The organism is Streptomyces sp. NPDC049687, assembly GCF_044465285.1.
Lineage (GTDB): Bacteria > Actinomycetota > Actinomycetes > Streptomycetales > Streptomycetaceae > Streptomyces.
Map to the genome: position 1 here is coordinate 144563 of NZ_JBITLN010000018.1, position 17946 is coordinate 162508.

A 17946-nucleotide genomic window follows, 5' to 3' on the forward strand; every position below is an offset into this window, starting at 1 on the left:
CGCGTGGAAGGGGCTCCTCCGCATACCGGGGGAGCCCCTTCCCCATGTCCCGCTAGGCTCGGCGCCATGTCACGCATCGACGGCCGCACCCCCGAACAGCTCCGCCCCGTCACCATCGAACGCGGCTGGAGCAAGCACGCCGAAGGCTCCGTCCTCGTCTCCTTCGGCGACACCAAGGTCCTCTGCACCGCCTCCTTCACCGAAGGCGTCCCCCGCTGGCGCAAGGGCAGCGGCGAGGGCTGGGTCACCGCCGAGTACTCCATGCTCCCCCGCGCCACCAACACCCGCGGCGACCGCGAGTCCGTCCGCGGCAAGATCGGTGGCCGCACCCACGAGATCTCCCGCCTCATCGGCCGCTCCCTGCGCGCGGTCATCGACTACAAGGCACTGGGCGAGAACATGATCGTCCTCGACTGCGACGTCCTCCAGGCCGACGGCGGCACCCGTACGGCCGCCATCACCGGCGCGTACGTCGCGCTCGCCGACGCCATCACCTGGGCCCAGGGCAGGAAGCTGATCAAGCCCGGCCGCCAGCCGCTCACGGGAACGGTCTCGGCCGTGTCGGTCGGCATCGTCGGCGGAGTCCCGCTCCTCGACCTCCGCTACGAGGAGGACGTCCGCGCCGAGACCGACATGAACGTCGTCTGCACCGGCGACGGCCGCTTCGTCGAGGTCCAGGGCACGGCGGAGGCCGAGCCGTTCGCCCGTGAAGAACTCAACTCCCTGCTGGACCTGGCTGTTTCCGGCTGCACCGAACTGGCGGCGCTGCAGCGCGCGGCTCTTGATACCGTCCTCGGAAAGTAAAGGACAAGCCAAGCGGGGCGGCGCGCGGCGGCAACCCCACCGCGCGCCACGGCGTCTTGGGCAATACGCAGTGCAGTCGTGCAGCAGTGCACCAACGGGGAGGAACACAGTATGGCCATGTCCGCGAGCCGCCACCGGGGCCGAGGCCGCCGTACCGCCATCGCGGCGAGCGCCGCGGCCGTCGCACTCACCCTGGGCTTCACGGTGACCGGTTGCGACGCCGTCAACAAGGCCCTGGACTGCGTCCAGACCGCCGACGCCATCGCCGACAGCGTCACCGACCTCCAGCAGGCCGTCGAGAACGCCTCGAGCGACCCGACCCAGCTCGAGGAGTCCCTCACCTCCATCCAGAACGACCTCGACAAGATCGGCGACAAGACCGACAACGCCGACGTCAACAAGGCCGTCGACGACCTCGACAAGGCCGTCACCAACGTCCGTACGGCGGTCGAGAACGGCGACAACACCCCCGACCTCAGCCCGATCACCGACGCCGCGGGAGAGCTGACCAAGGTCTGCACACCCTGACGCACCGGTGAGGCGGGTCGGGATACTGGGGGCATGACCCGCCTGATCCTCGCCACCCGCAACGTCGGAAAGATCACCGAACTGAGGTCGATCCTCGCCGACGCAGGCCTGCCTCACGACCTCGTCGGCGCGGACGCCTACCCCGACGTCCCCGACGTCAGGGAAACCGGCGTGACCTTCGCCGAGAACGCCCTGCTCAAGGCCCACGCCCTGGCCCGGGCCACCGGACTGCCGGCCGTGGCCGACGACTCCGGCCTCTGCGTGGACGTCCTCAACGGCGCCCCGGGCATCTTCTCCGCCCGCTGGTCCGGCAAGCACGGCGACGACCGCGCCAACCTGGAACTCCTCCTGGCCCAGCTCTCCGACATCGCCGACGAACACCGCGGCGCCCACTTCGCCTGCGCGGCGGCCCTGGCCCTCCCGGACGGCACGGAACGCGTGGTCGAGGGCCGACTGAGGGGCGTCCTCAGGCGCGCCCCCACGGGCACGAACGGCTTCGGCTACGACCCGATCCTCCAGCCGGAGGGCGAGACCCGCACCTGCGCCGAGCTGTCGCCCGAGGAGAAGAACGCGATCAGCCACCGGGGAAAGGCGTTCCGGGGTTTGGTGCCGGTGGTGCGGGAGCTGCTGGGCTGAGCCACGGGAAAGGGGCCGCCCGGTCGGACGGCCCCTCTTGTTCGTCTGTGCGGCCGGTGGGACTCGAACCCACACGGGTGTGAACCCACTGGGACCTAAACCCAGCATGACTGCCAAATTCCATCACGGCCGCTCAAAAACGGTCATCGCGCTCGACCGGCGGCACTCAGTGTACGGGGCTGTCGGCTCACCCGGCGAGTGGGACTCCGCTCTTCCTGCGACACCACGTGTCGGTCAGTGCATGGCAGTTGGGACACAGGTATCGCAGGTTTTCCCGGCGATTGTCCCGCCAGTTCCCGTTGACGTGGTCGATCTGCAGGGTGATGGGGCGCCCCCGCCACTCGCCGACGTTGCCGCATTCCGCACACTCGTACGGCACCCCGATCTCGGTCAGGGCTTGGTGAAGTCGTGTCCTGTTCGTCCGCCCGGCTCGCTCCGGCAGCACTACGAGCACCCGATGCGCGGTCGGCAGGGGCGCGGGGCGCTCCTGCCGGCCCCAGGATCGGCGCTTGAAGTGGCTGGTGTCGAGACCGAGCCGGGAGGCGGCGCGCCGGACGCGCCGGTGATTGGTGTCGTTGACGTCCAGGCCGAGGCCACGCAGGACATCGGCGTAACTCGTACAGGACCGCACCAGGACCCGCAGTTCGTCCTCGGGAATCGTGGCTCGCCGATGGGAGAAGTGGCTGACGTCGATGTTCTGGGCCGCCAGCATGCGGCTCAGGGTCGCCCGCGACCGACTGTCGTCCGGGACGCCCAGTGCGCGTGCCACCCCACGCACGCTCGTGGCTGAGGCCGCAGCCGCCCGGATCTCCTCCGGAGTGAAGGGCAGGTCCAACTCGCGGCGGTCCATGCCGGGGAAGTGACTGATGTCGATGCCCGCCGCGTCGATACGGCGTCGGATGTGGGAGAGGGTTCCCGTGGCCGGGGTGGCGCCCAGCTTCAGGGCCACTTCCCGCAGCGACGACGACGAGACGGCGGCTTCGGCGATGGCGCTGTCGGGGTACTTGCGCCACGGGCTGCGTTTGACGAAGTGGCTCGTATCAAGTCCGTGAAACGTGACATGCTCCTGCAGCAGCCGCCGTCGGCCTCCGCTCGGCTTGAGGCCGAGCCGCCGCATGAGATCCGCCCAGTTACGCGCCTCGGCGACCTCCGGCGCGAGCCGCTCCTTCGTGTACAGGCCTGTCACCGTCGAGTCCCCCTCCGTTTCCGGCCGTCCGTTCGTGGCTCGTACGGGGTAACGAACCGCTTGTCGGGCGGTCACGCCCGGAACGTGAAGCGGCCCGCGCCGGGGGGACCCCGGGGCGGGCCGTTCGGGAGCTGCGGAGACGGGGCCTCAGATGCCGAGGTCCTTGATGATCTTGGCGACGTGGCCCGTCGCGCGGACGTTGTAGAGGGCGTGTTCGACCTTGCCCTGCTCGTCGACCACGATCGTGGAGCGGATGACGCCCAGGTAGGTCTTGCCGTAGTTCTTCTTCTCGCCGAAGGCGCCGTAGGCGTCGAGGACGGACTTGTCGGGGTCGGCCAGGAGGGTGACCTTCAGGGACTCCTTCTCGCGGAACTTGCCGAGCTTCTCGGGGGTGTCCGGTGAGATGCCGATGACGTCGTAGCCGGCCGTGGCCAGGAGGTCGAGGTTGTCCGTGAAGTCGCAGGCCTGCTTGGTGCAGCCGGGGGTCAGGGCCGCCGGGTAGAAGTACACGATGACCTTGCGGCCCTTGTGGTCGGAAAGGGACACCTCGTTGCCGTCGGCGTCGGGGAGGGTGAAGGCGGGGGCCACGTCCCCGGGCTGGAGTCGCTCGCTCATCGCTCCAGCGTAACCGGGGGTCCCGGCAGTGCGGGGAGGGCGGGAACTGACAGACTGTGTGGAACAGCAACACGCATCAGCAACAGGCATCGGCTGACTTCGGAGGCCTTACCGTGGCGGACACGTCGGACACCAGAACCCCGGCGCAGATCGAGGCGGACATCAGGGCCCGCCGCTCAGTGCTGGCCGAGACGCTGGACGAGATCGGGGTGCGGGTGCACCCGAAGACCATCGTCGGGGATGCGAAGGCCAGGGTCGTCGCCAACGTCGATCACACGCTCGGGAAGGCCTATGTCCAGGTCAACCGGATGGTGACGGATGTCAGGGCGCAGTTCGTGGACGAGGAGGGCACGCCGCGGCTGGAGCGGGTCGTGCCGGTCGCGCTCGTGGTCGTCGGGGTCGTCGGGCTGCTGGCCCTCAGCTCCCGGCGCCGGAAGGCGTGACGGCCCACCCGGCGGCGTTCCGGTACGGCGAAGGCAGGTAGGTTCGAGACGTGAGCGGTAACAGAAGCGACCACAGCGGTCCCCAGCACGACAAGCTTCCCATCCGGATGCTCCACGACCGTGTCCTCGTACGGCAGGACGCCAGCGAGGGCGAGCGGCGTTCGGGTGGCGGCATCCTGATCCCGGCGACGGCGGCCGTGGGCCGTCGGCTGGCGTGGGCGGAGGTCGTCGCGGTGGGGCAGAACGTACGGACCGTGGAGCCGGGCGACCGGGTCCTGTACGACCCGGAGGACCGGGCCGAGGTGGAGGTGCGGGGCGTGGCCTATGTGCTGATGCGGGAGCGCGACCTGCACGCGGTGGCCGCGGACCGGTTCGAGGGGTCGGAGGACACGACCGGCCTGTACTTGTAGGTACCCGCGCGTATCCGGGGCTCGACGGGGAGAGGGGCCGGTGACCATGGTCACCGGCCCCTCTCCCCGTCCCCGCGAGGAGTCTCAGTCCTCCCGGGTGGCGGCCAGTTGCGGGTCGGGGCCGACGGTCGTGCCGGTGTTGCCGCCGGCGTCGCCGGATGTGGTGTTGCCTTCGGTGGTGGTGCCGTCGGTGGTGTTGCCGGTGGAGGTGTTGCCCTGGGTGGTGTCGCCGCCGGCGTCGCCGGATGTGGTGTTGCCTTCGGTGCTCGTGCCGTCGGTGGTGTTGCCGGTGGTGGTGTTGCCGTTGGTGGTGGAGCCTTCGGTGGTGTTGCCTTGGGTGGTGCCCTGGGTCTGTCCCTGGGTCTGGCCCTGTGTCTGTCCCTGGTCGGCCTTGCCGCCGGTGCCGCCGTCCTGGTCGCCGGTGGTGGCGCTCGGGGAGGACGGGGTGGAGGGGAGGCCGGTGTCCGCGGAGCCCGCCTGGACGTCGAGGTCGAAGTCGTGGGCGGGGGTGCCCTTCAGAGCCTGCTCGGTGAACTGGGCCCAGATCTGGGTGGGCGCGCCGCCGCCGTTGATGCGGGGCAGGCCCATGGCGCCCTTGAGGGACTTGTGGGCGGCGGTCTCGGGGTCCTGGCCCATGACGGCGACGACGGTGGCGAGGTCGGGGGTGTAGCCGGCGAACCAGGCGGCCTGGTCCTCCTCGGCGGTGCCGGTCTTGCCGGCGGCGGGGCGGCCGGCGGCGAGGGCGGCGGTGGCGGTGCCGTTGTTGACGACGCTCCGCAGGACGGAGGTGGTGGTGTCGGCGGCCTGGCGGCTGACGGCCTGGGCGGTCTTGCGCTTGGGCATGTCCATCACGCTCCGGCCGTCCTTGGTGACCTTTTCGATGATCGTGTACGTGCCGTGCTTGCCGTGGTTGGCGAGCGTGGCGTACGCCTCGGCCATGTCGAGGACGCTGGCGGTGGCGGTGCCCAGGGCGATGGACGGGTAGGGCTGGAGGTCGGGGGTGTCCATGGGCAGGCCCAGGTCGATCGCGGTCTGCTTGACCTTGTCGGGGCCGACGTCGACGGCCATCTGCGCGTACACGGAGTTCACGGACTTGTCGGTGGCCTCGCGCACGGTGATGTTGCCGTAGTTGACGTAGTCCTCGTTCTCGGGGGCGTAGCTGCCGCCGCTCCAGCCCTGGACGGGGCGCTTGTTGGTGCCGTCGTAGACCGTGTTCGGGGTGATCTCGCGGTGGTCCTGGGTGGTGGAGTCGTTCTCGACGGCCGAGGTGAGGACGAACGGCTTGAAGGTGGAGCCGACCTGGAAGTCCTGGCGGGTGGCGTTGTTGGTGTACTGCTTGACGTAGTCGATGCCGCCGTACATCGCGAGTATCTTGCCGGTCTTGGGGTCGACGGCGGCGCCGCCCGCGCGGACGTAGGTGTCGACCTTGCGCTTCTTCTTGTCGAGCTTGTCCATCAACTGGTCGTTGACGGCGTCGACGAAGGCGTCCTGCTTCTTCTTCTGCAGGGTGGTGGTGATGCGGTAGCCGCCGGCCTCCAGATCCTCGGAGGTGACGATCTTGTTGTCCTTCAGGTAGTCCTTGATCGCGGTGACGAGGTAGCCGCGCTGCCCGGACATGCCGGTGTCGGCGCCGGAGGTCTCCTTGGGGGTGGGGAACTTCATGCCCTGGCGCTTGGCCTCGGTGAGCCAGCCCTTGGTGACCATGCCGTCGAGGACGTAGTTCCAGCGGGCCTCGGCGGCCTTCTTGTTCTCGGGGTGGGCGATCACGTCGTACTCGCTGGGCGCGTTGACCAGCGCGGCGAGGTAGGCGCCCTGGGCGGCGGTGAGTTCGGCGGCGTCGATGCCGTAGTAGGCCTTGGCGGCGGCCTGGATGCCGTAGGCGTTGCGGCCGAAGTAGCTGGTGTTGAGGTAGCCCTCGAGGATGTCGTCCTTGGACTTCTCGCGGTCCAGCTTGATCGCGATGAAGAACTCCTTCACCTTGCGGGTGACGGTCTGTTCCTGCGCGAGGTAGTAGTTCTTGACGTACTGCTGGGTGATCGTGGAGCCGGACTGCTTGCCCTTGCCGGTGGCGGTGTTCCAGCCGGCCCGCAGCATCGCCTTGGGGTCGATGGCGGACTCGGTGTAGAAGTCGCGGTCCTCGGCGGCCAGTACGGCGTGCTGGGCGTCCTTGGAGATCCGCGAGAGGTCGACGTTCTCCCGGTTGACCGTGCCGTCGCGGGCGATCTCGGTGCCGTCGGCGTACAGGTAGACGTTGGACTGCTTGGTGGCGAGCGCGTTGGCCGGCGGGATCTTGACCGTGGAGTAGCCGAGGTAGAACAGGCCGACGAGCAGCAGGACGCCGAGGACGACGGTGCCGAGCACCATCCGCCAGGTGGGGATCAGCCGCCGCCAGCCCGTGCGCTTGGGGCGCTTGGGTTTCTTGGCCTCCCCCGGGGGTTCACTCGGTGCCCAGCCCTCGGTCGGCTGCTGCGGCTGCGGCTCGTCGCTCATGTGTTGCTCGGACTCCTGTTTCGCGTCGTACGTTCCCGTACGCCTCGTACGCCTTCTGCGCCCCCTGTTGAAGACTCTCGCACCAAGCGTTCCGTTCCCGGCAATCGGCACGCGTTGTGCCGGAAAACGCGTGGCACGGCCCTGTGTCAGCGGACTAGGCTCCTGCGCTTCGGTGCCGTAGAGGTGGACGAACGGGCGAGGAGGAAGGTTGCCGTGGGTTCGGCGCGGTTGTACGCGGCCGTCGCAGCGGGTGGTTTCAGAAGGTACGCGACCTATCGGGTGGCGACTGCCGCAGGGGTGTTCACCAACACCGTTTTCGGCCTGATCCTCGTCTACACATACCTGGCGTTGTGGGACGAGCGGCCGCACCTCGGGGGCTATGACCAGGCGCAGGCGGTGACCTTCGTATGGCTGGGGCAGGCGTTGTACGCGACGCTGGCGATCCAGGGCGGCGGCTTCGAGATCGAGTTGATGGAACGCATCCGTACGGGTGAGATCGCGATCGATCTCTACCGGCCGGCCGATCTCCAGCTGTGGTGGCTGGCGAACGACATGGGGCGGGCGCTGTTCCAGTTGATCGGGCGCGGGGTGATCCCGTTCGTCTTCGGGGTGCTGTGCTTCCCGACCGCGCTGCCGGGCGAGGTGGGGACCTGGCTGGCGTTCTCGGTCACGCTGGTGCCGGCGATGGTGGTGAGCTTCGCGATCCGGTTCCTGGTGGCGCTGAGCGGGTTCTGGCTGATGGACGGTCAGGGAGCGCTGCAGGTGCTGATGGTCACCGGCATCTTCTGCTCGGGGATGACGCTGCCGTTGAACGCCTTCCCGGGGGGTCTCGGGGAGGTCGTCCGGGCGCTGCCGTGGGCGGCGCAGCTCCAGATGCCCGCCGATGTGCTGATGGGGGAGGCGGATCCGCTGCCCGTCCTCGCCTTCCAGTCGGTGTGGGCGGTGGTCCTGTTGGCGGCGGGGCGGTTGCTGCAGTCGGTGGCGACGCGGCGGGTGGTGATCCAGGGTGGGTGAGGGAAACCGGCTGGCGGAGGGGCTGCGGGCGTATCGGCTGATCGCCGGGATGTGGATCCGCTCCACCATGGCCTACCGGGTGTCGTTCGTGATGACGGCGTTCGGCGGTGCGGTGGTGACCGGGCTGGACTTTGTCGCGATCTTGCTGATGTTCTCCCGGGTGGACACGCTCGGCGGCTACGCGCTGCCGGAGGTGGCGCTCCTGTACGGGCTCTCGGCGACCTCTTTCGGGTGCGCGGACCTGGTGATCGGTTCGGCGGGCCGGCTGGGCACGCGCGTGCGTGACGGCACGCTGGACACTCTGCTGGTGCGGCCGGCGCCGGTGCTGGCCCAGGTCGCGGCGGACCGGTTCGCCCTGCGCCGCGTCGGCCGGATCACCCAGGGGCTTCTGATCCTGGGGTACGCGCTGGTCGCCCTGGACGTCGGCTGGACGCCGCTGAAGGTGCTGCTGGTGCCGGTGATGGTGGTGTGCGGTGGGGTGATCTTCTCGGCGGTGTTCGTGGCGGGCGCGGCCTTCCAGTTCCTGGCGCAGGACGCCTCCGAGGTGCAGAGCGCGTTCACGTACGGCGGTCAGACGATGCTGCAGTACCCGCCGACGGTCTTCGGCAGGGAGCTGGTGCGGGGGGTGACGTTCGTGTTCCCGCTGGCCTTCGTCAACTGGGTGCCGGCCTCCTATGTGCTGGGGCGGCCGTATCCGCTGGGGCTGCCGGAGTGGGCGGCGTTCGCGCCTCCGCTGGTGGCGGTGGCGTGCTGGGCGCTGGCGGGGCTGGCGTGGCGGGCGGGGCTCAGGTCGTATCGGAGTACCGGGAGTTAGTGGTGACGGAGCAGGCGTTCATCGAAGTGGACCGCGTCGAGAAGGTCTTCGACGTGCGCAAGAGGACCGGCTTCCTGAGGCGGGAGGTGCGGCGGGTGCGGGCGGTCGACGCGATCTCCTTCACCGTGGCGCGCGGCGAGATGGTCGGCTACATCGGGCCGAACGGTGCCGGGAAGTCGACGACGATCAAGATGCTGACCGGGATCCTCGTGCCGAGCGGCGGCCGGTTGCGGGTCGCGGGCATCGATCCGTCCCGCGAGCGGACCCGTCTGGCGCACCGGATAGGGGTGGTCTTCGGCCAGCGGACGACCCTGTGGTGGGACCTGCCCCTGATCGACTCCTACCGGCTGATGCACCGCATGTACCGCATCCCGGACGCCCGTTACCGCGAGAATCTCGACCGCCTCGTCGAACTCCTCGATCTCACGGCCCTGTTGGACGTGCCCGTACGGCAGCTGTCGCTCGGCCAGCGGATGCGCGGCGACATCGCGGCGGCCCTGTTGCACGACCCCGAGGTGCTCTACCTGGACGAGCCGACGATCGGTCTGGACGTGGTGTCCAAGGCGAGGGTGCGGGAGTTCCTGCGCGAGCTGAACACCGAGCGCGGCACGACGGTGCTGCTCACCACGCACGACCTCCAGGACATCGAGCAGCTCTGCTCCCGGGTGATGGTCATCGACCACGGGCACCTGGTCTACGACGGTGCGCTCGCCGGGCTGCACGAGGCGGGCGACAGCGAGCGGACCCTCGTGGTGGACCTGGAACGGGAGCTGCCGCCGATCGAGGCGGGTCCGGCGGCGCGGGTGGTGAAGGTGGACGGGCCGCGGCAGTGGCTGGCGTTCCCGGCGTCGGAGTCGGCGGCTCCGCTGGTCGCCCGGATCGCGGCGGAGTATCCGCTGGTGGATCTGTCGGTCCGCGAGCCCGACATCGAGGCGGTGATCGCCAAGATGCTGTACTCGATGGGGGACACCTCCGCATCCCCGCCCGAGCCCGAGACCGTAGTGCCGGGCGCCCAGAGCTCGTAGGCTGCTGGCATGACCGACGACGCAGTCCCGGACCTCCGCGCCTCCGACGCCGATCGTGAGCGGGTCGCCGAGGTCCTGCGGGACGCCCTCGCGGAGGGCCGTCTCGACATGGCGGAGTTCGAGGAGCGGCTGGAGCAGACGTACGGCGCGCGGACGTACGGGGAGTTGGCGCCGATCACCCGTGACCTGCCGGTCGCCGGGGTCACGCCCCCGCCGCCCGTGGTGTCGCTGCACAAGGAGCCTGTGCGGGACGGGAGTTGGTCCGGGCGGATCGTGGGCGGCGAGGGGTCGTCGACGTGGGCCGTGGCCGTGATGTCCGGGTTCCAGCGCAGGGGGCGCTGGACGGTGCCCCGGCGGTTCACCTGCTTCGCGTTCTGGGGTGGCGGGGAGATCGATCTGCGGGAGGCGGACTTCGCCGCCGGGGAGGTCGAGATCAACTGTGTGGCGATCATGGGCGGGATGCAGATCGTGGTGCCGCCGGGGGTGGAGGTCGTGGTCCGGGGGATCGGGATCATGGGGGGCTTCGACCAGCGGGAGACGGGGATTCCCGGGGATCCGGGCGCGCCGCGCGTGGTGGTGACCGGGTTCGCCTTCTGGGGCGGGGTCGGGGTCGAGCGCAAGCAGACACGGGCGGCGCGGCGGCAGGAGAAGCTGGAGCGCAGGGCGGCGAGGGAACTGGGTGAGGGGGAGCGTCACCGGGGGCACTGAGCCGGTGCCGCGGCTCGGCGGGGTGAGTCCAGGCGCTGCTCGCGGCTATGCCTGGGCGGGCCGGGTCGAGCCCCCGAGCTTCTCCAGGTTGATCGTTTCCGCCATTTCCCGGTAGCCGCTGTCGCTGGGGTGCAGGTGGTCGCCCGAGTCGTAGTCCGGCAGGAGGCTGCGGGGGTCGTAGGGGTCCCTGAGGGCCTTGTCGAAGTCGGCCACGGTGTCGAAGACGCCGTCCCCGCGGATCGCCTCGTTGATCCGCTGCCGTACGTCCTCGCGGGCGTCGGTGTAGCCGCGGTGGCCGTGGAAGGGCATGAGGGTGGCGCCGATGACCTTGATGCCGTGGGCGTGGGCGCGGGCGACGAGGGTGCGCAGGCCTCCGACGACCGCCTCAGGGTCGGCGAGCCGTGGGTTGCGGAGTATGTCGTTGACGCCCAGGTCGATGACGACGACCTTGACGTTCGTACGGTCGAGGACGTCCCGTTCGAAGCGGTTCAGGCCGCTGGCGCCGCGGCGGGCGTCGTCGGCGAGGACCTGGTTGCCGCTGATGCCCTCGTTGACGACGCCGTAGTGGGGCGCGTCCCCGCCGGACCGTGCGGCGGTGTGCAGGCGGTCGGCGAGGACGTCGGGCCAGCGGCGGTTGGCGTCCGGGGTGGAGGTGACCCCGTCGGTGATGGAGTCGCCGAGGGCGACGACGGTGCCGTCGGCCTCGTCGCTGAGGACGTCGAGCGCGGTGAGGTAGCGCCAGTACGGGGTGGTGCCGGTGTACGCGGTGCCCGTCTCGTCCTCGGTGTACTCGCCGTCGGCGACATAGCTGGTCTGCCGGGCGTGCGGGTGGTAGGTGACCGGGCCGGAGGAGGTGGGGGAGTAGGTGCTGACGAGGATGTCGGAGTCGCGGGGGACGGTGACGGAGACCGCGTCGCTGACCGTCTGGGCGCCGGGCGGGACGGTGACCGTGGTGGCGCCGGCGAAGGTGAGGCGGCGCAGGGTGCCGGTGGCCGCCGCCGGGCCGTCCTCGCCGGCGGCCACCGCGAGGGTGGCGTGGGTGAGGGTCAGGGGGCGGGTGCCGTAGAGGTTGGAGAGGGTGACGCGGGCGCTCGTACCGCCGACGCTGGTGTGCACCACGTTGCGGACCGTACGGCCCGCCATGCCGGTGGTGTCGGTGCCCGGTTCGCCGCCGACGGGGGAGGTGGCCCAGCCGCCGACCCAGACGCCGGTGGAGACGGGGGCGGCGGTGGCCGGTGCGGCCAGGGCGTTGTTCGTACGGTGGCCGGGGCCGTGGTCGGCGGCGACTCCGGCGTAGAGACCGACGGACAGGGCCACGACAAGCGCGAGGACCGCGCTGAGCAGGGCGCCGTGCCTTGTGGGGGACACCCCCGCACCCCTGACGTCATGCTTGGTCATGCGGGTGTTGTTCTCCTCGGCGAGGGGAGCGGTGAGGCTCCGGAAAAGACGTGCGCGGGAACGGACCCGCACAGGAGTTCTCACCGTTGAGCTCCCCCGTCTGACAGACGCGGGGAACTCCTGTTCCGTTCCAGGAGTCGGTCAAGTAGGGACAATGTTTGCGTGGGTGACGCGGGGGACTGGGAACGGGTGGAGTTGATGGATCGTACGGAAGCGGTACCCAACGGGATGAATCCGGCGCGCGCGATGACCGTCTTCAGCGCCGCCGACGAGGAGAAGCAGCGCGGTGTGCGGCGGATGAAGCTCACCGCGGCCGGACTGCTGCTGTTCGTCGCGGTGGTGTACGTGCTGGCCGAGTGGGCGTCCCACAGCGGCGCCGGCGCCTGGGCGGGCTATGTGGCGGCGGCCGCGGAGGCGGGCATGGTGGGCGCGCTGGCCGACTGGTTCGCCGTGACGGCCCTGTTCCGGCACCCGCTCGGCCTGCCCATCCCGCACACGGCGATCATCCCGAACAAGAAGGACCAGCTGGGCGTCTCCCTCGGTGAGTTCGTCGGCGAGAACTTCCTCTCCGAGGACGTCGTACGGCAGCGGCTGCGCGCCGTGGGCATCGGCACCCGGCTCGGCGCCTGGCTGGCGGAGCCGGAACACGCCGACCGGGTGACGGCGGAGCTGGCGACGGCGCTGCGGGGCGCCCTGACGGTGCTGCGCGACTCGGATGTGCAGGCGGTGGTCGGGGAGGCGATCACCCGGCGGGCGGACGCCCAGGAGATCGCGCCCGGCATGGGAAAGATGCTGGAGGGGATCGTCGCGGACGGGGGACACCGGCGGGCCGTGGATCTGGTGCTGTCCCGGGCGCACGACTGGCTGGTGCTGCACGGTGACTCGGTGATGGACGCGGTGGAGGGCGGCGCTCCCGGCTGGACCCCGCGTTTCGTGGACCGGCGGATCGGTGAGCGCGTCTACAAGGAGCTGCTGCGGTTCTGCGCGGAGGCGCGCGACATGCCGTCCCACCCGGCCCGTGCCGCCCTCGACCGCTTCCTCACGGACTTCGCCTCCGACCTGCAGTCCGACACGGACACCCGGGCCCGGGTGGAGCGGCTCAAGGGCGAGGTGCTGGGCCGGGGCGAGGTGCAGGACCTGATCGCGTCCGCCTGGACCGCCGTACGCTCCATGATCGTGGCGGCCGCGGAGGACGAGCGCAGTGAGCTGCGGCTGCGGGTGCGGGCCTCGCTGCTGTCGCTGGGCGCGCGGATGGCCACCGAACCCAGGGTGCAGGAGAAGGTCGACGGCTGGGTCGAGGGCGTGGCGGTGCACGTCGTGACGACGTACCGGAAGGAGATCACCTCCCTGATCACGGACACGGTGGCGAGCTGGGACCCGGAGCACACGACCCGCAAGATCGAGGCAAACATCGGCCGTGACCTGCAGTTCATCCGGATCAACGGCACGGTGGTGGGTTCGCTGGCGGGCCTGCTGATCTACACGGTGGCCAGAGCGCTGGGGGCGTAAGGCGGTCTTGTCCGGGCACCCGGTCCCGGTCTGCTCGTCGAGTTCGCCTCGACGAGTTCGCCTCGATGGGGAGGGTGCCCATGACCACCGCTCAGGCCGAGACCGGCCGGACCGTCACCACCGACATTCCCGCACGCCTGGACCGGTTGCCCTGGTCGCGCTGGCACTGGACCATCGTGATCGGTCTGGGCACCGTGTGGATCCTCGACGGCCTGGAGGTCACGGTCGTCGGAAACATCGCCGGCCGGCTGTCGGAGCCCGGCAGCGGTCTGCCGATCACCTCGGGCGAGGTCACCGGCATCGCGGCCGCCCTGTATGTCGCGGGGGCCTGCTTCGGAGCCCTGTTCTGGGGCCGGCTGACCGACCGCTGGGGCCGTAAGAAACTCTTCATGATCACCCTCGCGGTCTATCTGGCGGCCACCGCCCTGACCGCGGTCTCCTTCGACACGTGGTGGTTCCTGCTCTTCCGCTTCCTCACCGGCTTCGGCATCGGCGGCGAGTACGCGGCGATCAACTCAGCGATCGACGAGCTGATCCCGGCGCAGTACCGGGGCCGCGTCGATCTGATCATCAACGGCAGCTTCTGGCTGGGCGCGGTCGCCGGTTCGCTGCTGTCGATCGTCGCGCTGAACACCGATCTCTTCGCGGCGGACGTGGGCTGGCGGCTGACCTTCGCGCTCGGCGCCGTCCTTGCCCTGGTGATCCTGCTCGTACGGCGGCACGTCCCGGAGAGCCCGCGGTGGCTGCTGATCCACGGCAGGGACGCGGAGGCGGAGGAGATCGTGACGTCGATCGAGCGGCGGGTGGAGGCCGAGAGGAACGAACGGCTCGCCCGCCCCGAGGGCGAGATCACGATCCACCAGCGCCGCAGTGTGACCTTCCTGGAGATCGGCCGCACGGTGTTCTCCGACTACCGCCGCCGGGCGATCCTCGGCTTCTCCCTCTTCATCGGCCAGGCCTTCCTCTACAACGCGATCACCTTCGGCTTCGGCGCGATCCTGACCGAGTTCTTCGACGTCCCGAGCGGCAACACCGGCTACTACTTCGCCGTCATCGCGATCGGCAACTTCTGCGGCCCGCTGCTGCTGGGCAAGCTGTTCGACACGGTCGGCCGCCGGGTCATGATCTCCTCGACCTACCTCCTGTCGGGCCTGCTCCTCTTCGGCACGGCCTGGCTGTTCGACCAGGGGTCGCTGAGCGCGACCACGATGACGGCCTGCTGGTGCGCGGTGCTGTTCTTCGCGTCGGCCGGAGCGTCCAGCGCCTACCTCACGGTCTCCGAGGTCTTCCCGATGGAGACCCGCGCGATGTCCATCGCCTTCTTCTACGCCATCGGCACCGCAGCCGGCGGCATCAGCGGCCCGCTCCTGTTCGCCGACCTCACCAGCACGGGCAGGGTCGCCGACACGGTCCTCGCCTTCTGCATCGGCGCGACCCTGATGTGCGCGGCGGGCCTGACGGCCGTCTTCCTGGCGGTCAAGGCCGAACGCCGCTCCCTGGAGGACATCGCCCGCCCGCTGACGGCGGCGGCGACGAAGGCGAGGGGCGCGAGGACGACGGGCAAGCTGAAGTCCGCCTAGTGTCGTGGCACCAGCTGCGGCCGGCGGGGCGGCGCGGGTGGGCGCAGCGGCACCCCTCGGCGGGCAGCGCCTCCACCCACCCCGCCGCACCCGGCGGGCGGCCCCTACTCGGCCGCCCGCCTGCCCCGGCGCCGCAGCAGCAGCAAGCCTCCGGCCAGGGCGGTGATCCCCGTCGCCGTGGTCCAGGCGACCAGGTCGGTGGAACCGGTGGCCGCGAGGTCACCGTTCTTCCCGGCGGCCGTGGTCGCGGCGGACGGCGTGGCCGGTGAACCCCCCGCCGTCACCGAGCCGCTCGCGGAGGGCGAGGGCGCCCCGCCCTCGGTGTCGGCGACCGTGACCTTGTCCCGGGTGAACGCCAGTGTCCCGAATCCGAGCTGGTCGTACCCGCCGCTGTTGGGCCCGTAGTCCCCGCCGCCGCCCTCGGGCGCCGCCTTCGCGGCGATCCGGGTGAGGTAGGGCGCGGACAGCCCCCGCCGCTTGGTGTAGTGGTTGGCGATCATCGCCCAGATCGGCCGGGTCATCGTCGGGTCGACACCGGCCGCGTCGGACGCGGTCTCCGTCCCCGACCAGCCCCCGATCGCGCCCTTCTTGCGGGTGTTGGCGGTGTAGGACACCTCGTTGCCCAAGCTCCACTTGGCCACGTACTGGGCGCCCTTGAGGAAGCGGCTGTCGTCGTACCCGTACAGGTCGATGCCCTGGTTCCAGGCCATCTCGCAGACCGTGCCCATCAGCCCGACCCCGAGCAGCGCGTGCCCCTGGTCGCGCCCTGCTTCCAGCCACTCGGCCAGGCCGTCGTCCTGTACGACGGGGATGGCGTTCCTGACCGCGCCGAGCCCGGTGCCGTTCTTGAAGTACTCCACCGCCTGCTCGACCTTCGCGGTGTCGTCGCAGAAGATGCCGGTGGCGAGGACGCAGGCCATCGCGGTGAGGTCCCAGTTGGGCCAGTAGTTGGTGACGACGGCGCCGTTGTGCTCGACCAGGAAGCTCTCGCTGAGCGGTGAGAAGACCGTGCGCAGCGTCTTCTGGAAGCGTTCGAGCTCGAAGTCCGGCCGGTCGCGGACGAGTTCGGCGGCGTTGGCGGCCTGGTAGCCGTACAGTCCGGCGGCCAGGAACCGGTCGGCGCTGCCCGCGAGTGAGGTGAGCTTCGCGGACCAGGCGTTGAGGATGGCGACGGCGGTGTCGGCGTGCGCGCTGTCCCCGCCGACGTGATAGCGCAGGCCGTTCTGGTAGGCGGCGTGGATGTCGTTGTAGAGGATCGCGTAGTTCTGCCCGGTGCCTCCCCGGACCACGGTCGACTGCGGGTTCGCCGTCCAGCCGCTCTGCGCGTGCCGGTTGGCGGTCAGCTTGGCGTATCCGGACGTGTAGGGCGCGGCGCCCGCCTTCACCTTGGCGGCCATCCGCTGCAGGTCGGCGCCGGTGTGCAGCAGACCGGGGTGCGCGTAGCCGGCCGCGGCGGCGGGGGCCGCGGGGACGGCCGAGGCCACGCCCAGGGCCCCGGCGGCCACGCCCGCCGCCTTCAGCGCACTGCGGCGGCTGATCTGTCGAGGTCGAGTCGCATGCATGCCCGGGGAGACGTACGGCGGCCGGCCCGATAACGAAAACCCGGCCGCCCGCGTCCCGGCCGTCACCACCTACGCCCCCGTCGTCGACCCCGGCCGCACGATCATCAGGACGGTCACCGTCGCCCCCAGCAGATTGAAGATCCCGGTGGACATGGCGAGCCGCACGGTCGTCTCCCGCGTCCCCTCACCCTCGACCAGCGCCTCCTGCCGGGGGAGGACCAGCGCGAGCAGGACTCCCGCGGCCGGCACGGTCAGCGCGGTCGACGTGATCAGCCTTTCGCGCACCCGCACCCACCCGCGGACGGGGATCGGACCTATTGAGTTCCGATAGAAACCTATTGAATTTCGATAGGAGCTCGATCGACAATCGATGCATGCATCGATTCTTCGTCGCCGTGCTGCGCACCGGTATCGTCGCCGCCGTCCTGGGTGGCCTCTTCGGCCAGATCGTGGTCATCCCGTCGACGGCGGCCGACGAGGTCGACCGGTTCCCGCCGTACGCCCCGTTCCAACTCCCCTACGTCACGGCGGCGATCATCGGCGTCGCCTGCGTCCAGGTCGTGCTCGGCGCCCTGTGGATGCTGCTCGGCATGATCGAACGCGACGCGATCTTCAGCTCCCGCGCCTTCCGGTGGGTCGACGTCATCATCGGCGCCTCGGTCGCGGCCACCCTGCTGGCCCTCGGGGTCACCGGGCACCTGGCCTTCGCCGACATCCCCACCCCCGACGGCAACATGCAGGTCATCGGCGCGCTCGGCGCCGCGATGCTGGCCGTCGGCGCGGGAGCGGCGTTCGCGATGCTCGTGGTCGTCATGCGAGGGCTGCTGCGCAAGGCGACGGACCTGCAGACCGAGATCGCCGAGGTGGTCTGATGGCGATCGTCGTCGACCTCGACCTCCTGCTTGCCCAACGCGGGCTGTCGGTGGGCGAGTTCGCCGACGCCGTCGGCATCACGCCCGCCAACGTCGCCGTACTGAAGAACGGCCGCGCGAAGGCCGTACGGTTCACGACCCTCGACGCGATCTGCCGCACCCTCGACTGCCAGCCCGGCGATGTCCTGCGCTGGGTGCCGGACGAGGGCGCGGAGACTTCTCAGGGCCGTCCCCGGGTAACCGGCCCGCGGCCCTGACGCCTAGGGCGTGTTTCGAAAGTCCCGTCTGGCCCGCGACGCCTGGCACGGCGCCTCGCCGCGTTGTCGGGATCGCCCGCGTACGCCCGGTACGC

The 17946-nt window shown here is 70.3% G+C and carries 18 protein-coding genes, 1 tRNA gene and 1 pseudogene; 13 read left to right on the forward strand and 7 right to left on the reverse strand.

Annotated elements, in window-relative coordinates; translation table 11 throughout:
- The first annotated feature begins 66 nt into the window (after window positions 1-66).
- The 3 genes from rph to rdgB all read left to right on the forward strand — a co-directional run bounded on the left by rph (window position 67) and on the right by rdgB (window position 1968).
- Window positions 67-804, forward strand: a complete 738-nt coding sequence (gene rph / locus ACIBVL_RS38070; RefSeq protein ID WP_399104897.1) for a ribonuclease PH — start codon at window positions 67-69, stop codon at window positions 802-804.
- A gap of 117 nt (window positions 805-921) precedes the next feature.
- The gene (locus tag ACIBVL_RS38075; protein ID WP_399104899.1) at window positions 922-1332 is read left to right on the forward strand and encodes a hypothetical protein; all 411 of its coding nucleotides are present in this window, start codon (window positions 922-924) and stop codon (window positions 1330-1332) included.
- Between the two features lie 33 nt (window positions 1333-1365).
- Complete coding sequence (rdgB, locus tag ACIBVL_RS38080; RefSeq protein WP_399104901.1) at window positions 1366-1968, forward strand: RdgB/HAM1 family non-canonical purine NTP pyrophosphatase; 603 nt, start codon at window positions 1366-1368, stop codon at window positions 1966-1968.
- A gap of 48 nt (window positions 1969-2016) precedes the next feature.
- Here the strand turns inward: rdgB and ACIBVL_RS38085 are convergent.
- The 3 genes from ACIBVL_RS38085 to bcp form a co-directional block, all read right to left on the reverse strand.
- Window positions 2017-2101: transfer RNA gene (locus ACIBVL_RS38085), tRNA-Leu, on the reverse strand.
- Between the two features lie 54 nt (window positions 2102-2155).
- Window positions 2156-3154, reverse strand: coding sequence for an HNH endonuclease (locus ACIBVL_RS38090; protein ID WP_399104903.1), 999 nt, complete (start codon window positions 3152-3154; stop codon window positions 2156-2158).
- A gap of 147 nt (window positions 3155-3301) precedes the next feature.
- Window positions 3302-3769 (reverse strand): thioredoxin-dependent thiol peroxidase, encoded by a 468-nt coding sequence (gene bcp / locus ACIBVL_RS38095; RefSeq protein ID WP_399104905.1) that lies wholly within the window; start codon window positions 3767-3769, stop codon window positions 3302-3304.
- 113 nt (window positions 3770-3882) lie between these two features.
- On the opposite strand from bcp, the gene ACIBVL_RS38100 reads away from it, so the two are divergent.
- Window positions 3883-4212, forward strand: a complete 330-nt coding sequence (locus ACIBVL_RS38100; protein ID WP_399104907.1) for a DUF3618 domain-containing protein — start codon at window positions 3883-3885, stop codon at window positions 4210-4212.
- Window positions 4213-4319: 107 nt separating this feature from the next.
- On the forward strand, window positions 4320-4622 hold the full coding sequence (locus ACIBVL_RS38105; RefSeq protein WP_179123375.1) for a co-chaperone GroES: 303 nt from the start codon (window positions 4320-4322) through the stop codon (window positions 4620-4622).
- A gap of 84 nt (window positions 4623-4706) precedes the next feature.
- Here the strand turns inward: ACIBVL_RS38105 and ACIBVL_RS38110 are convergent, their stop codons facing one another.
- Window positions 4707-7112, reverse strand: a complete 2406-nt coding sequence (locus ACIBVL_RS38110; protein ID WP_399104909.1) for a transglycosylase domain-containing protein — start codon at window positions 7110-7112, stop codon at window positions 4707-4709.
- 213 nt (window positions 7113-7325) lie between these two features.
- On the opposite strand from ACIBVL_RS38110, the gene ACIBVL_RS38115 reads away from it, so the two are divergent.
- The 4 genes from ACIBVL_RS38115 to ACIBVL_RS38130 are packed head-to-tail and all read left to right on the forward strand — an operon-like array spanning window position 7326 to window position 10673.
- The gene (locus ACIBVL_RS38115) at window positions 7326-8126 is read left to right on the forward strand and encodes an ABC transporter permease (protein ID WP_399104911.1); all 801 of its coding nucleotides are present in this window, start codon (window positions 7326-7328) and stop codon (window positions 8124-8126) included.
- A gap of 49 nt (window positions 8127-8175) precedes the next feature.
- On the forward strand, window positions 8176-8940 hold the full coding sequence (locus ACIBVL_RS38120) for an ABC transporter permease (protein WP_399104943.1): 765 nt from the start codon (window positions 8176-8178) through the stop codon (window positions 8938-8940).
- Window positions 8941-8942: 2 nt separating this feature from the next.
- Complete coding sequence (locus ACIBVL_RS38125) at window positions 8943-9965, forward strand: ATP-binding cassette domain-containing protein (RefSeq protein ID WP_399104913.1); 1023 nt, start codon at window positions 8943-8945, stop codon at window positions 9963-9965.
- A 9-nt stretch (window positions 9966-9974) separates the two neighbouring features.
- Window positions 9975-10673 (forward strand): DUF1707 domain-containing protein, encoded by a 699-nt coding sequence (locus ACIBVL_RS38130; protein ID WP_399104915.1) that lies wholly within the window; start codon window positions 9975-9977, stop codon window positions 10671-10673.
- A 45-nt stretch (window positions 10674-10718) separates the two neighbouring features.
- On the opposite strand, the gene ACIBVL_RS38135 is transcribed toward ACIBVL_RS38130, so the two are convergent.
- Window positions 10719-12071, reverse strand: coding sequence for a GDSL-type esterase/lipase family protein (locus tag ACIBVL_RS38135; RefSeq protein WP_399104917.1), 1353 nt, complete (start codon window positions 12069-12071; stop codon window positions 10719-10721).
- A gap of 198 nt (window positions 12072-12269) precedes the next feature.
- Here ACIBVL_RS38135 and ACIBVL_RS38140 point away from each other — a divergent pair, with 198 nt between their 5' ends.
- Together ACIBVL_RS38140 and ACIBVL_RS38145 are read left to right on the forward strand one after the other, a co-directional pair.
- Entirely contained in the window at window positions 12270-13580 is a 1311-nt protein-coding gene (locus ACIBVL_RS38140) for a DUF445 domain-containing protein (RefSeq protein WP_399104945.1), read from the forward strand.
- An 80-nt stretch (window positions 13581-13660) separates the two neighbouring features.
- Complete coding sequence (locus tag ACIBVL_RS38145; protein ID WP_399104919.1) at window positions 13661-15160, forward strand: MFS transporter; 1500 nt, start codon at window positions 13661-13663, stop codon at window positions 15158-15160.
- 104 nt (window positions 15161-15264) lie between these two features.
- On the opposite strand, the gene ACIBVL_RS38150 is transcribed toward ACIBVL_RS38145, so the two are convergent.
- Together ACIBVL_RS38150 and ACIBVL_RS38155 are read right to left on the reverse strand one after the other, a co-directional pair.
- Window positions 15265-16722 (reverse strand): alginate lyase family protein, encoded by a 1458-nt coding sequence (locus tag ACIBVL_RS38150; protein ID WP_399104921.1) that lies wholly within the window; start codon window positions 16720-16722, stop codon window positions 15265-15267.
- 69 nt (window positions 16723-16791) lie between these two features.
- Window positions 16792-16995 (reverse strand): annotated as a pseudogene (locus tag ACIBVL_RS38155) (hypothetical protein); the annotation flags it as partial.
- A gap of 101 nt (window positions 16996-17096) precedes the next feature.
- Here ACIBVL_RS38155 and ACIBVL_RS38160 point away from each other — a divergent pair.
- Window positions 17097-17594 (forward strand): DUF2975 domain-containing protein, encoded by a 498-nt coding sequence (locus ACIBVL_RS38160; RefSeq protein WP_399104923.1) that lies wholly within the window; start codon window positions 17097-17099, stop codon window positions 17592-17594.
- A complete protein-coding gene (locus ACIBVL_RS38165; protein WP_399104925.1) occupies window positions 17594-17851 on the forward strand; it encodes a helix-turn-helix domain-containing protein in 258 nt (85 codons plus the stop codon). The genes ACIBVL_RS38160 and ACIBVL_RS38165 overlap by 1 nt, the downstream gene beginning before the upstream one ends.
- Window positions 17852-17946: the final 95 nt, after the last annotated feature.

Coding starts and splice junctions, on each gene's coding strand:
- rph (WP_399104897.1), top strand. CDS start 67: ATGTCACGCATCGACGGCCGCACCCCCGAACAGCTCCGCCCCGTCACC.
- ACIBVL_RS38075 (WP_399104899.1), top strand. CDS start 922: ATGTCCGCGAGCCGCCACCGGGGCCGAGGCCGCCGTACCGCCATCGCG.
- rdgB (WP_399104901.1), top strand. CDS start 1,366: ATGACCCGCCTGATCCTCGCCACCCGCAACGTCGGAAAGATCACCGAA.
- bcp (WP_399104905.1), bottom strand. CDS start 3,769: ATGAGCGAGCGACTCCAGCCCGGGGACGTGGCCCCCGCCTTCACCCTC.
- ACIBVL_RS38105 (WP_179123375.1), top strand. CDS start 4,320: ATGCTCCACGACCGTGTCCTCGTACGGCAGGACGCCAGCGAGGGCGAG.
- ACIBVL_RS38110 (WP_399104909.1), bottom strand. CDS start 7,112: ATGAGCGACGAGCCGCAGCCGCAGCAGCCGACCGAGGGCTGGGCACCG.
- ACIBVL_RS38120 (WP_399104943.1), top strand. CDS start 8,176: ATGTGGATCCGCTCCACCATGGCCTACCGGGTGTCGTTCGTGATGACG.
- ACIBVL_RS38130 (WP_399104915.1), top strand. CDS start 9,975: ATGACCGACGACGCAGTCCCGGACCTCCGCGCCTCCGACGCCGATCGT.
- ACIBVL_RS38135 (WP_399104917.1), bottom strand. CDS start 12,071: ATGACCAAGCATGACGTCAGGGGTGCGGGGGTGTCCCCCACAAGGCAC.
- ACIBVL_RS38140 (WP_399104945.1), top strand. CDS start 12,270: ATGGATCGTACGGAAGCGGTACCCAACGGGATGAATCCGGCGCGCGCG.
- ACIBVL_RS38145 (WP_399104919.1), top strand. CDS start 13,661: ATGACCACCGCTCAGGCCGAGACCGGCCGGACCGTCACCACCGACATT.
- ACIBVL_RS38150 (WP_399104921.1), bottom strand. CDS start 16,722: ATGCATGCGACTCGACCTCGACAGATCAGCCGCCGCAGTGCGCTGAAG.
- ACIBVL_RS38160 (WP_399104923.1), top strand. CDS start 17,097: ATGCATCGATTCTTCGTCGCCGTGCTGCGCACCGGTATCGTCGCCGCC.
- ACIBVL_RS38165 (WP_399104925.1), top strand. CDS start 17,594: ATGGCGATCGTCGTCGACCTCGACCTCCTGCTTGCCCAACGCGGGCTG.